This window comes from Erythrobacter cryptus DSM 12079 (genome assembly GCF_000422985.1).
Classification (GTDB): domain Bacteria; phylum Pseudomonadota; class Alphaproteobacteria; order Sphingomonadales; family Sphingomonadaceae; genus Erythrobacter; species Erythrobacter cryptus.
The window spans coordinates 106,483-119,165 of the sequence record NZ_AUHC01000002.1; the positions used below are offsets into that span (position 1 = coordinate 106,483).

A 12,683-nucleotide genomic window follows, 5' to 3' on the forward strand; every position below is an offset into this window, starting at 1 on the left:
GATGCTGGCCCGCTTTGGCCGGTTCGTGCTGACCGGGATCGCAAATTCGCTGGTCGGCTGGGCAGTGATCTTCGCTGGCCTGATGGCGGGTCTGACTGCGGTGGCGGCCAATGTTGCAGGCTATGGCGTGGGGCTGCTGCTCTCCTTCACGCTCAACCGCCACTATGTCTTTGGGGTGCGCGGTGCCGTTTCGGGCGGTGAGGTGATGCGGTTTCTGGTGGTGTTCTTCCTCGCCTTCGCGGTCAATCTGGTGGTGCTGCTGGGCAGCGCGTGCGTCTTCGGGCTTTCGCCGGTAATGGCGCAGGTCCCGGCGATTGTGGCCTATACGGCGGTGTTCTTCCTGCTGTCGCAATTCTTCGTGTTCCGGCGGGCGGACAGCGAATGACCAGCGCAAGCCACACCGCACACCCGCCGCTGGCGGGAGAGCCCTGGCGAGCGCTCAAGCTGGAGAGCTGGCCGGCTGTTGCGCTGATCTGCCTCGTGTCGCTTGTGCCGCTGATGGTGGTCGAGATCCCGCCGCTGGTTGATCTTTATGGCCATATCGGGCGCTATGCGGTGCAGACCGATCTGGCCAACCGGCCCGAACTCCAGCCCTACTATTCCTATGAGTGGCGGCTGATCGGCAATCTTGGCGCTGACCTGTTGGTCGAGCTGCTGCACCGCGCGCTTGGGCTCGAAGGCGCGGTGCGCGCGGTGGTGGCGCTCACCCAGTTGCTCGCCACGCTCGGCATCCTTGCGGTGAGCCGCGCGATCCATGGCCGCATCACCCCCTTTGCCATCGCCGCCCTGCCGCTGATCTACGGCTATCCCTTCAACTACGGCTTCATCAATTTCGCCCTCGGCATGGCGCTGGCGCTGCTGGCCTTTGCCGCCTGGGTCAGCTTGCGCGAGCGCGCCCGGCCGCTGGCGGCGGCGCTGTGGCTGGCCGCGGCAGGGCCGGTGATCTGGGTGTGCCACACCTATGGCTGGGCCTTCCTCGGGCTGATGTGCGGCGCGGCCATGCTGGCGGATGAGGTGGCCGCGCGCAGCCACCCCTTCACCGCCATCCGCCGCATCCTTGGCGCCTGCGCCCCGCTGCTCTTGCCGCTGGTGCCGATGGTGCTGTGGCGCAGCGAGGTCGGCCCCGCCTTCACCGGCACCTGGGCGTGGTTCTTCAAGGGTATCTGGCTGATCTCGGCGCTGCGCACCAAGTGGCAGGCCTTCGACCTTGCCTCGCTGGGCGTGATCGCGGGGCTGATCGTGGCGGCGGTGTTCTATCGCGGCACCGGGTTTGACCGGCGTGTGGCGCTCGCGGCGGCGCTCGCCTTTGCCTGCGTGGCGGCGCTGCCGATGTATGTGCTCGGCTCGGCCTTTGCCGACATGCGGATGGTGCCTTATGCCTTCATCCTCGCCCTGCTGGCAATCGCCCCGCGGCGCATGGGCCCCTGGGGGCGGGCGGTGTTCTGGAGCGTGGCGCTCGGCCTCTTTGCGGTGCGCGCGGTGGGCACCGCGGCGGCCTATGTCGAACAGAACCGCCCGATCGCCGCCGCCGTGCCCACGCTCGAGGCGATCCCGCGCGGATCGCGGGTGGCGCTGTTCGTGGTCAATCCCTGCCCGGCCAAGTGGGCGCTGCCGGTGCTCGATCACCTGGGCGGCCTCGCGCTGGCGCGGCGCAGCGTCTTCATCAACGACCAGTGGTATGGGCCGGGGATGAACCCGCTCTCGATCCATCACCCCATCGCCGGGCCCTTTGCCCACGATCCTTCGCAGGTGGTGATCCCCGATGGCTGCCGCCGCAAGAGCCTGCGCCTGCAATTGAGCCGCGCGCTCGCGCTGATGCCGCGCGCGGCCTTCACCCATGTGTGGATCATCGGCGAGGTGCGCAGCGATCAGCAGCTCCCGCCAGACCTCGTCCCCCTGCCGCACCGTGGCAAGGGCCTGCTGCTCGCGGTCAGGCGCTGATCCCGGCGGCGCGCGCCAGCCGCGCGCGGGCCTCGGCCTCGCCGATCAGCGGCAAGAGCTCGGCCATGTCCGGCCCGTGATCGCGCCCGGTGAGCGCAAGGCGCAGCGGCAGGAACAGCGCGCGGCCCTTGCGCCCGGTGGCGTCTTTCAGCGCCGCGGTAAGGCTTGCCCAGGGGGCATCGTCCCAGACGAGCAGGCGCGCGGCCTCGGCCAGGAAGGCCTGGTCTTCCGGGCTGAAGGGCGGCGGGGTGACAGGGCCGGTGACCACCGCCCACCATTCGGCCGCCTCGCTTAGCCGCGAAAGATTGGGGCGGATGGCGTGCCAGCCGGCGGCATCCATGCCTTGGGGCAAGCGGGCCGCGACGGCCTCATAGGGCAGCTGGTGGATGATCGCGGCATTGAGCCGTTCGAGCTCGGCCTCGTCGAACCGCGCGGGCGCGCGCCCGAAATGGGCAAGGTCAAAGCTGGCGATGAGCGCGGCGCGATCGACGATCGGCTCAATCGGGAGCGCGGTGCCCAGCCGGGCGAGCAGGGCGATGATCGCCTCGGGCTCGATGCCCTGGGCGCGAAAGGCATCGCAGCCGAGCGCGCCAAGGCGCTTCGACAGCTTGCCCTCGCGTCCCACCAGCAGCGCCATGTGGGCAAAGGCGGGCAGCGCCGGGGGCTTGCCCGCGCCCGCGCCCTCGCCAAAGCCTGCGGCGATGAGCGCGGTGAAGATCTGGAGCTGCACCGCGGTATTGGAGACATGGTCCTCACCGCGCAGCACCTGGCTCACCCCCATGTCGAGATCGTCCACAGCGCTCGGCAGCATGTAGAGCCACGAGCCATCGGCGCGCCGGATCACCGGATCGGAAAGCTGCGCCGGATCAAACCGCTGCGGCCCGCGGATGCCATCCTGCCAGGCGATCGGCGCGTCATGATCGAGCAGGAAGCGCCAGTGCGGCTGGTTCCCGGCGGCCTCATGGGCGGCGCGCTCGGCGGCGGTGAGCCTGAGCGCGGCGCGATCATAGATCGGCGGCAGCCCGCGCGAGAGCGCGATCTTGCGCTTGATCTCCAGCTCCTGCGCGGTTTCGTAGCACGGGTAGATGCGCCCCGCCGCGCGCAATGCATCAAAAGCCGCCTCGTAGCGCGCGATCCGGGCCGACTGGCGCTCCTCGGCATCCCAGGTGAGGCCGAGCCAGGCGAGATCCGCGCGGATCGCCTCGGCATATTCCTCGCGGCTGCGCGCGGCATCGGTGTCGTCGATGCGCAGGATGAAGCGCCCGCCCCCCTTTCTTGCCAGCAGCCAGTTGTGGAGCGCCGTGCGGATATTGCCGACATGCAGGCGGCCGGTGGGCGAGGGGGCAAAGCGGGTGGTGATCATGCCCGGCGCGGTAGTGCGCCGCGGCCCTGCCGGCAAGGCATCAGGCCGCGCGCCACTCCGCCGCGGCGAGCGCGAGGCTCGCCTCCCACAGGCGCACCATGCGCTCGGGCCGCACCAAGCCGGCAAGCGCGGCCTCGAACCCCACCCGATCACCCCGCGCCGCGGCATCGACAAAGGCGCCGATGGTGGCCTCATCGTGGCTCATCAGGCGGCAGCAGAAGCGGCTGACATGAATCGCCTCGGGCCAGCTCGCCGAGATCGCCTGGGCGAGGATCAGTGCCTTGGCCGCGATCTCGACCCCGCCCAGCCGGGCCGCGAGTTCGGGCACCGGATCGCGCCCCAGCCGCTCGTGCAGCGCGATCAGGCGCAGGGCATGGACGAAGCGCCCGCCGATCGGGCCGAGCGCATCGACCCGCGGCGGGACGGCGAGCGCGGCGATCAGCTTGCGGGATGCGGCGGAAGGGGCGTTGTCAGGGGTCATCCGGCCTCGCTCGAGATCACAAGGGGGGTGGGTTGCTTGGCCCTTGTATCAAGCTGCGAGTGATTTGCAATAGCGATTCTTGGTCAGCGCGGTGACCCATGCAAAAGCCCCGCCGGAGCAGGTGCTCCGGCGGGGCCTACGCTCGATTGCGGGGCAAGCGCCCCGGCGGCCTGCTGTCAGCCTTCGTCGCTCTCGCGCGCCGCCGCGGCGGCAGAGGCCGAGGCCGCCATCGCCGCCTTCATCGCCTCTTCCGAGCCGATCGCATCGACCGCTGGCTCGGCCTCGCGCTGCCCGGCCGAGGCGAGCGCTTCCTGCTGGCGCCGCCAGGCGGCCTTGAGCGCCGCATCGCGCGCGTTGGCAGCCACGCGCAGGCGGTTCATCGCCGCACCGGTGCCAGCCGGGATCAGGCGCCCGACGATGACGTTCTCCTTCAGCCCGACGAGCGTGTCCTTCTTGCCTTCAACCGCGGCCTGGGTGAGCACCCGGGTGGTTTCCTGGAAGCTCGCCGCCGAGATGAAGGAGCGGGTCTGCAGGCTCGCCTTGGTGATGCCGAGCAGCACCGGCTTGCCCTGCGCCGGTTGCTTGCCCTTGGCCAGCTTGGCATTGACCTCGAGCATCTCGGCCAGATCGACCTGTTCGCCCGGCAGCAGGGTGGTGTCCCCACCATCGGTGATCTCGACCTTCTGCAGCATCTGGCGGACGATCACCTCGATGTGCTTGTCGTTGATCTTCACGCCCTGCACCCGATAGACCTCCTGGATCTCGTTCACCAGGTATTCGGCCAGAGCCTCGACCCCGAGCACCTCGAGGATGTCGTGCGGGTTGGGCGAGCCGGAGACGAGGATGTCCCCCTTCTTCACATAGTCGCCTTCCTGCACGTCGATGATCTTGGTCTTGGGGATCAGGTATTCGACCGGTTCACCCTCCTCGGGGATGATCGCGATCTTGCGCTTGGCCTTGTATTCGCGCAGGAATTCCACCCGGCCCGAGACCTTGGCGATGATCGCCACGTCCTTGGGCATGCGCGCCTCGAACAGCTCGGCCACCCGCGGCAGACCGCCGGTGATGTCGCGGGTCTTGGCCGCCTCGCGGGTAGCGCGGGCGAGCACATCGCCGGCCTCGACCTGCTGCCCATCCTCGACCGACAGCGTGGTGCCGGGGGCGAGCATGTAGCGCGCCGCCTCGGTCTCGCCACCTGCCTCATTGAGAAGCGTCAGGCGCGGGCGCAGGTCTTCCTTCTTCTTGCGCCCGGTGGCGCGGTTCTCGGTCACCACGCGCTGGGCAATGCCGGTGGCATCATCGACCTGCTCCTCGAGCGTGACGCCCTCGATCAGGTCCTGATACTTCACCACGCCCGAGGTCTCGGTGATGATCGGCAGGGTGAAGGGGTCCCACTCGGCCAGGCGGTCGCCCACCTTGACCTGCTCGCCGTCCTTGAACTTGAGCACGGTGCCATAGGGCACGCGGTGCATCTCGCGCTCGCGCCCTTCGGCATCGATCACCGCCAGCTCGCCGTTGCGCTCGAGGCTGAGCAGCCGGCCCTGCTTGTCGGTGATGGTGCGCATGTTGCGGTATTCCACCCGCCCTTCCGAGATCGCCTCGAGATGGCTGGTCTCGTTGAGCTGGGCCGCCCCACCGATGTGGAAGGTGCGCATGGTCAGCTGCGTGCCCGGCTCGCCGATCGACTGGGCGGCGATCACGCCCACCGCCTCGCCGATATTGACCGGGGTGCCGCGGGCAAGATCGCGCCCATAGCAGGCCGCGCACACGCCCTGTTCGGCCTCGCAGATCAGCGGCGAGCGGATCTTGACCGATTGCACCTCGGCCGCTTCGATCGCCTTGACCATCGCCTCGTCGAGCAGCGTGCCGGCCGGCACGATCACTTCGCCGGTGGCGGCGTTGAGGATATCCTCGGCCACGGTGCGCCCGAGGATGCGCTCGCCGAGCGAGGCGATGACGCTGCCGCCGCGGATGATCGCGCGCATTTCGAGCGCGTTCTGCGTGCCGCAATCCTCCTCAACGATGACGCAGTCCTGCGACACGTCAACCAGGCGCCGGGTGAGATAGCCCGAGTTGGCGGTCTTGAGCGCGGTGTCGGCCAGGCCCTTGCGCGCGCCGTGGGTGGAGTTGAAGTATTCAAGGACGGTGAGGCCCTCCTTGAAGTTGGAGATGATCGGGGTCTCGATGATCTCGCCCGAAGGCTTGGCCATCAGCCCGCGCATCCCCGCGAGCTGCTTCATCTGCGCCGGGCTGCCGCGCGCGCCCGAATGGCTCATCATGTAGATCGAGTTGACCTCGCCCTCACGCCCGGTCTCGGGATCGATCGGGGTGGCCTTGATCTCGGCCATCATCGCCTCGGCCACCATGTCGCCGCACTTCGACCAGGCGTCGATCACCTTGTTGTACTTTTCCTGCTGGGTGATGAGGCCGTCCTGGTACTGTTGCTCGTAGCCAGCAACCAGCTCCTTGGTCTCCTCGACCAGGCGCTCCTTGGCCGCGGGGATGATCATGTCATCCTTGCCGAAGCTGATCCCGGCCTTGAAGGCATAGCGGAAGCCCAGCGCCATGATCGCATCGGCAAACAGCACCGTGTCCTTCTGCCCGGTGTGGCGATAGACCTGATCGATCACGTCGCCGATCTCGCGCTTGGTGAGCAGGCGGTTGACGATGTCGAAGGGCACCTTGTGGCTCTTGGGCAGGCATTCGCCGATCAGCATCCGCCCCGGGGTGGTGACAAAGCGCTTCATCACCACCTTGCCGCTTTCATCGGCCTGCGGCACGCGGGCGATGATGCGGGTGTGGAGCGTCACCGCCTTGGCCTCGAGCGCCTGGTGCACCTCGGCCATGTCGGAAAAGCGGGGGAGCTTTTCGATCTTGGTGCCATCGGGCTCGGTGATGAACTCGGGGTGCTTCTCCTGCCGTTCCATCGACAGGTAGTAGATCCCCAGCACCATGTCCTGCGAGGGCACGATGATCGGCTTGCCATTGGCGGGCGAGAGGATGTTGTTGGTGCTCATCATCAGCACCCGCGCCTCGAGCTGGGCTTCGAGGCTCAAGGGCACGTGCACCGCCATCTGGTCGCCATCAAAGTCGGCGTTGAAGGCGGCGCAGACCAGCGGGTGCAGCTGGATCGCCTTGCCCTCGATCAGCACCGGCTCGAAGGCCTGGATACCGAGGCGGTGGAGCGTCGGCGCGCGGTTCAGGAGAACCGGGTGCTCGCGGATCACCTCATCGAGGATGTCCCAGACTTCCTTGCGCTCCTTTTCGACCCACTTCTTGGCCTGCTTCAAGGTCATCGACAGGCCCTTGGCGTCAAGCCGGGCGTAGATGAACGGCTTGAACAGCTCGAGCGCCATCTTCTTGGGCAACCCGCACTGGTGCAGCTTGAGCTCAGGCCCGGTCACGATCACCGAACGGCCCGAATAGTCGACGCGCTTGCCGAGCAGGTTCTGGCGGAAGCGGCCCTGCTTGCCCTTGAGCATGTCGGAGAGTGACTTCAAGGGCCGCTTGTTCGCGCCGGTGATCACCCGGCCGCGCCGGCCATTGTCGAACAGCGCATCGACCGCTTCCTGAAGCATGCGCTTTTCGTTGCGCACGATGATGTCGGGCGCGCGCAGCTCGATCAGGCGCTTCAAGCGGTTGTTGCGGTTGATGACGCGGCGGTAGAGGTCGTTCAAATCCGAGGTGGCAAAGCGGCCCCCGTCGAGCGGCACCAGCGGGCGCAGCTCGGGCGGGATCACCGGGATCACCTCGAGGATCATCCATTCGGGCCGGTTGCCCGATTCGATGAAGCTTTCGACGACCTTGAGGCGCTTGATGATCTTCTTGGGCTTCAGGGCCGACTTGGTGGTGGCAAGCTCCTCCATCAGCGCATCGCGCTCGGCCTCGAGGTCGAGCTGCATCAGCATGGTGCGCACGGCCTCGGCACCGATATCGGCGGTGAAGGCGTCCTCGCCATATTCGTCCTGCGCCTCGAGGAGCTCATCCTCGGTGAGCAGCTGGTATTTCTCGAGCGGGGTGAGGCCCGGCTCGATCACCACGTAGTTCTCGAAATAGAGGATGCGCTCAAGCTGCTTCAATTGCATGTCGAGCAACAGGCCGATGCGGCTGGGCAGCGACTTCAGGAACCAGATGTGCGCGACCGGGGCAGCGAGTTCGATATGGCCCATGCGCTCGCGCCGCACCTTGGTAACGGTGACTTCGACGCCGCACTTTTCGCAGACGACGCCCTTGTACTTCATGCGCTTGTACTTGCCGCACAGGCACTCGTAGTCCTTCACCGGGCCGAAGATGCGCGCGCAGAACAGCCCGTCACGCTCGGGCTTGAAGGTGCGGTAGTTGATCGTCTCGGGCTTCTTGATCTCGCCATAGGACCACGAGCGGATGCGCTCGGGCGAAGCGATGCCGATCTGGATCTGGTCGAAGGTTTCGGGCTTCGCCAGCTGGTTGGTGAATCTGGTCAGGTCGTTCATGACTGTGTTCCCTTAGGGGGGATGAAGGGCAGGGGAGGCGATGGACGGGGGCGCGGGTGCCCCCGGCCCTCACTCTGCGGCCTCGGCGAAATCGGCGTCCTCGTCCTCGTCGGAAAGCGACTTCAGCTCGACATTGAGGCCAAGGCTGCGCATTTCCTTGACGAGCACGTTGAAGCTCTCAGGGATACCGGCCTCGAAGGTGTCGTCGCCCTTGACGATCGCTTCATAGACCTTGGTGCGGCCGACCACGTCGTCGGACTTCACCGTGAGCATTTCCTGCAAGGTGTAGGCCGCGCCATAGGCCTGGAGCGCCCAGACCTCCATCTCGCCGAAGCGCTGCCCGCCGAACTGCGCCTTGCCGCCCAGCGGCTGCTGGGTGACGAGGCTGTAAGGCCCGATCGAACGCGCGTGGATCTTGTCATCGACGAGGTGGTGGAGCTTGAGCATGTAGATGATGCCCACCGTCACCTTGCGGTCAAACGCCTCACCGGTGCGCCCGTCATAAAGGACGCTCTGGCCCGAGGGATCGAGCCCGGCCTTGACCAGCATGTTGGTGACATCGGCCTCGCGCGCCCCGTCGAACACCGGGGTTCCCATCGGCACGCCGGCCGAAAGGTTCTGCGCCAGTTCGACGATCTCGGCGGTCGAGCGGCTCTCGAGGTCCTCGTGATACTGCTCGCCATAGATGTCCTTGAGCCGCTCGAGCACCGCTGCCGGCGGGGGCACGTTGGCATAGTCCTCGGCGGCATTGGGATTGGCCGCGCGCCATTCCTCGAGCAGGTCCTTGATCTGGTGCCCGAGCGCACGCGCGGCAAAGCCGAGGTGGGTCTCGAAGATCTGCCCCACGTTCATGCGCGAGGGCACGCCCAGCGGGTTGAGCACGATGTCAACCGGGGTGCCATCCTCGAGGAAGGGCATGTCCTCGACCGGCAGGATGCGGCTGATCACGCCCTTGTTGCCGTGACGCCCGGCCATCTTGTCGCCCGGCTGGAGCTTGCGCTTCACCGCGACGAAGACCTTGACCATCTTGAGCACGCCCGGGGGCAGCTCGTCGCCGCGCTCCAGCTTCTCCTTACGGTCCTGGAACTTGGCGTCGATCGACTTCACCGCCTCGTCATATTGCGACTTCACCGCCTCGATCTGCTCCTGGCGCGCATCATCGGCGACCGCGAACTTGAACCACTCGTGGCGATCGACCTCCTCGAGCACCTCCTCGGTGATGGTGATGCCCTTCTTCAGCCCCTTGGGCGCGGCCGAGGCGGTCTGGCCCAGCAGCATGTCGCGCAAGCGGTTGTAGGTGGCGCGGTTGAGGATGTTGCGCTCGTCAGCAGCGTCCTTGCGCAGGCGTTCGATCTCCTCGTTCTGGATCGCCCGGGTGCGGTCATCGATCTCGATCCCGTGGCGGTTGAACACCCGCACCTCGACCACCGTGCCCGACACCCCCGGCGGCAGGCGCAGCGAGGTGTCGCGCACGTCGGAGGCCTTCTCGCCGAAGATCGCGCGCAGCAGCTTTTCTTCCGGGGTCATCGGCGATTCGCCCTTGGGCGTGATTTTGCCCACCAGGATGTCACCCGGGTGCACCTCGGCGCCGATATAGACGATGCCCGCCTCGTCGAGGTTGCGCAGCGCCTCCTCGCCGACATTGGGAATGTCGCGGGTGATGTCTTCCGGCCCGAGCTTGGTGTCACGGGCCATGACCTCGAATTCCTCGATGTGGATCGAGGTGAACACGTCGTCCTTGACGATGCGTTCGGAGATCAGGATCGAGTCCTCGTAGTTGTAGCCGTTCCACGGCATGAAGGCGACGAGGCTGTTGCGGCCCAGCGCCAGCTCGCCGAGGTCGGTCGAAGGCCCGTCGGCGATGATGTCGCCCGCCTCGATCACATCACCCACCTTCACCAGCGGGCGCTGGTTGATGCAGGTGTTCTGGTTGGAGCGCTGGAACTTCTGCAGGGTGTAGATATCCACCCCCGACTGGCCGGGTTCCACGTCACCGATCGCGCGGATGACGATGCGGGTGGCATCGACCTGGTCCACGATCCCCCCGCGCCGCGCCGCGATCGCCGCGCCCGAATCGCGCGCCACGGTCTCCTCCATCCCGGTGCCCACGAAGGGCGCCTCGGCCTTGACCAGCGGCACCGCCTGGCGCTGCATGTTCGAGCCCATCAGCGCGCGGTTGGCGTCGTCGTTTTCGAGGAAGGGAATGAGCGAGGCGGCGACCGAGACGAGCTGCTTGGGGCTGACGTCCATCAGCGTGATCTGCTCGCGCGGGGCCATCAGGTTGTCGCCATTGTGGCGCGCCGAGACCAGCTCCTCGACGAAGCTGCCATCGGGATTAAGCTCGGCCGAGGCCTGGGCGACGGTGTGCTTCTGCTCCTCCATCGCCGAAAGATAGACGACCTCGCTCGTCACCTTGCCATCGACCACCTTGCGATAGGGGGTCTCGATGAAGCCATACTTGTTGACCCGGCTGAAGCTCGCCAGCGAGTTGATGAGGCCGATGTTCGGCCCTTCGGGCGTCTCGATCGGGCAGATGCGGCCATAGTGGGTGGGGTGCACGTCGCGCACCTCGAAGCCGGCGCGCTCGCGGGTGAGACCGCCCGGCCCCAGCGCCGAGACGCGGCGCTTGTGGGTGACTTCGGAGAGCGGGTTGGTCTGGTCCATGAACTGCGAAAGCTGCGAGGAGCCGAAGAACTCGCGCACCGCCGCCACCGCCGGCTTGGCGTTGATGAGGTCATTGGGCATGACGGTGGAGACGTCCACGCTGCTCATGCGCTCCTTGACCGCGCGCTCCATGCGCAAGAGGCCAACGCGGTACTGGTTTTCGAGCAGCTCGCCCACCGAGCGCACCCGGCGGTTGCCGAGATTGTCGATGTCATCGACCTCGCCCTTGCCGTCCTTGAGGCCGACCAGCTCCTTGACCACGGCAAGGATATCCTCCTTGCGCAGGGTGGTGATGGTGTCCTCGCACTCCAGCCCCAGGCGCATGTTGAGCTTGACCCGGCCCACCGCCGAGAGGTCATAACGCTCGGGATCGAAGAACAGGCCCTCGAACAGCGCCTCGGCGGTTTCCTTCGTCGGCGGTTCGCCCGGGCGCATCACCTTGTAGATCGCCTCGAGCCCCTCGTCGCGGTTCTCGGCCTTGTCGGCCTTCAAGGTGTTGCGGATCCACGGGCCGGTGTTGATCTCGTCGATGTCGAGCAGCGGCAGGCGATCGACCCCGGCCTTGTCGAGCACCTCGATGTGCTCGAGCGTGACCTCGTCGCCCGCCTCGATGTAGATGCGCCCGGTCGCCTCGTCGATCATGTCACAGGCGGCATAGCGGCCCACCACTTCCTCGGTCGGCAGCAGCAGTTCGGCAAGGCCGTCCTTGGCCGCCTTGTTGGCAGCGCGCGGGCTGATCTTCACCCCGGCGGGGAAGATTTCCTCGCCGGTCGCAGCGTCAACCAGCGGGAAGGCCGGCTTGGCCCCGCGCCAGGCCTCGGCCACGAAGGGCACCTTCCAGCCATCCACCCCATCCTTGCGCGCGGCGCGCTCCCAGGTAACGGTGTTGTAGAAATAGGCGAGGATCTGCTCGGCATCGAGCCCCAGGGCATAGAGCAGCGAGGTCACCGGCAGCTTGCGCTTGCGGTCGATGCGGACATTGACGATGTCCTTGGCATCGAACTCGAAATCGAGCCAGGAGCCGCGATAGGGAATGACCCGCGCGGCAAACAGCAGCTTGCCCGAGGAATGGGTGCGGCCGCGATCGTGATCGAACAGCACGCCCGGCGAACGGTGCATCTGGCTGACGATCACCCGCTCGGTACCGTTGATGATGAAGGTGCCGTTCTCGGTCATGAGCGGCATGTCGCCCATGTAGACGTCCTGCTCCTTGATATCGAGCACGGAGCGGGTCTCGGTCTCGGTATCGACCTCGAACACGATGAGGCGCAGCGTCACCTTCATCGGTGCGGCATAGGTGATGCCGCGCTGGCGGCACTCGGTGACGTCGTACTTGGGATCCTCGAGCTCGTAATGGACGAAATCAAGCTCGGCCGTGCCGGCAAAGTCGCGGATCGGAAAGACGCTGCGCAGGGTCTTCTCGAGGCCCGAGGCATAGCCCGTGGACTTGTCCGAGCGCAGGAACTGCTCGTAGCTTTCGCGCTGCACCTCGATGAGGTTGGGCATCTGGACGACTTCGTGGATGTCGCCGAAGATCTTGCGGATGCGCTTCTTGGCGGTCCCTTGCGCCTTGCGGCTGCGGGTCACGGGCGGCTTGGCCTGGGTTGCCATGGAGGAAAGGGCCTCTTTGCTGGGCCACGCGAGAGAGGGCCCTCGCGCGGACGGGAAAACGCTGAATGCTCGTCACGCGCGAGAAAAGCCGCCCAAGCCGACGCCCTCAAAGCCGCAAGGCGCGCCCGGCCCATGGGGCCAGCCGCCTGCA

Annotated in this window: 6 protein-coding genes; 2 read left to right on the plus strand and 4 right to left on the minus strand. The window is 66.8% G+C overall.

Translation table 11 applies throughout. The annotated features are described in order from the left end of the window. Position 1 precedes the first annotated feature (1 nt). Both G524_RS0103405 and G524_RS14830 read left to right on the plus strand, forming a co-directional pair. Positions 2 to 385: a GtrA family protein gene (locus G524_RS0103405; RefSeq protein ID WP_027442455.1), complete on the plus strand. Its 384-nt coding sequence runs from the start codon at positions 2 to 4 to the stop codon at positions 383 to 385. Further along, positions 382 to 1,941 (plus strand): hypothetical protein, encoded by a 1,560-nt coding sequence (locus tag G524_RS14830; RefSeq protein WP_051220877.1) that lies wholly within the window; start codon positions 382 to 384, stop codon positions 1,939 to 1,941. Before G524_RS0103405 ends, G524_RS14830 begins: the two co-directional genes overlap by 4 nt. Here the strand turns inward: G524_RS14830 and gltX are convergent. From gltX to rpoB, 4 genes are all read right to left on the minus strand, one after another. After that, positions 1,931 to 3,304 (minus strand): glutamate--tRNA ligase, encoded by a 1,374-nt coding sequence (gltX, locus tag G524_RS0103415; protein WP_027442456.1) that lies wholly within the window; start codon positions 3,302 to 3,304, stop codon positions 1,931 to 1,933. The genes G524_RS14830 and gltX overlap by 11 nt on opposite strands. A gap of 40 nt (positions 3,305 to 3,344) precedes the next feature. Continuing rightward, positions 3,345 to 3,785: a hypothetical protein gene (locus G524_RS0103420; protein WP_027442457.1), complete on the minus strand. Its 441-nt coding sequence runs from the start codon at positions 3,783 to 3,785 to the stop codon at positions 3,345 to 3,347. Positions 3,786 to 3,961: 176 nt separating this feature from the next. Next, positions 3,962 to 8,257, minus strand: a complete 4,296-nt coding sequence (gene rpoC / locus G524_RS14835) for a DNA-directed RNA polymerase subunit beta' (RefSeq protein WP_036857303.1) — start codon at positions 8,255 to 8,257, stop codon at positions 3,962 to 3,964. Positions 8,258 to 8,326: 69 nt separating this feature from the next. Continuing rightward, on the minus strand, positions 8,327 to 12,532 hold the full coding sequence (rpoB, locus tag G524_RS0103430) for a DNA-directed RNA polymerase subunit beta (RefSeq protein ID WP_027442458.1): 4,206 nt from the start codon (positions 12,530 to 12,532) through the stop codon (positions 8,327 to 8,329). Positions 12,533 to 12,683 lie beyond the last annotated feature (151 nt).

What these genes read in the sequence shown, in the direction of transcription:
- G524_RS14830 (WP_051220877.1), top strand. Translation starts at nt 382, where the DNA reads ATGACCAGCGCAAGCCACACCGCACACCCGCCGCTGGCGGGAGAGCCC.
- rpoB (WP_027442458.1), bottom strand. Translation starts at nt 12,532, where the DNA reads ATGGCAACCCAGGCCAAGCCGCCCGTGACCCGCAGCCGCAAGGCGCAA.
- G524_RS0103420 (WP_027442457.1), bottom strand. Translation starts at nt 3,785, where the DNA reads ATGACCCCTGACAACGCCCCTTCCGCCGCATCCCGCAAGCTGATCGCC.
- G524_RS0103405 (WP_027442455.1), top strand. Translation starts at nt 2, where the DNA reads ATGCTGGCCCGCTTTGGCCGGTTCGTGCTGACCGGGATCGCAAATTCG.
- rpoC (WP_036857303.1), bottom strand. Translation starts at nt 8,257, where the DNA reads ATGAACGACCTGACCAGATTCACCAACCAGCTGGCGAAGCCCGAAACC.
- gltX (WP_027442456.1), bottom strand. Translation starts at nt 3,304, where the DNA reads ATGATCACCACCCGCTTTGCCCCCTCGCCCACCGGCCGCCTGCATGTC.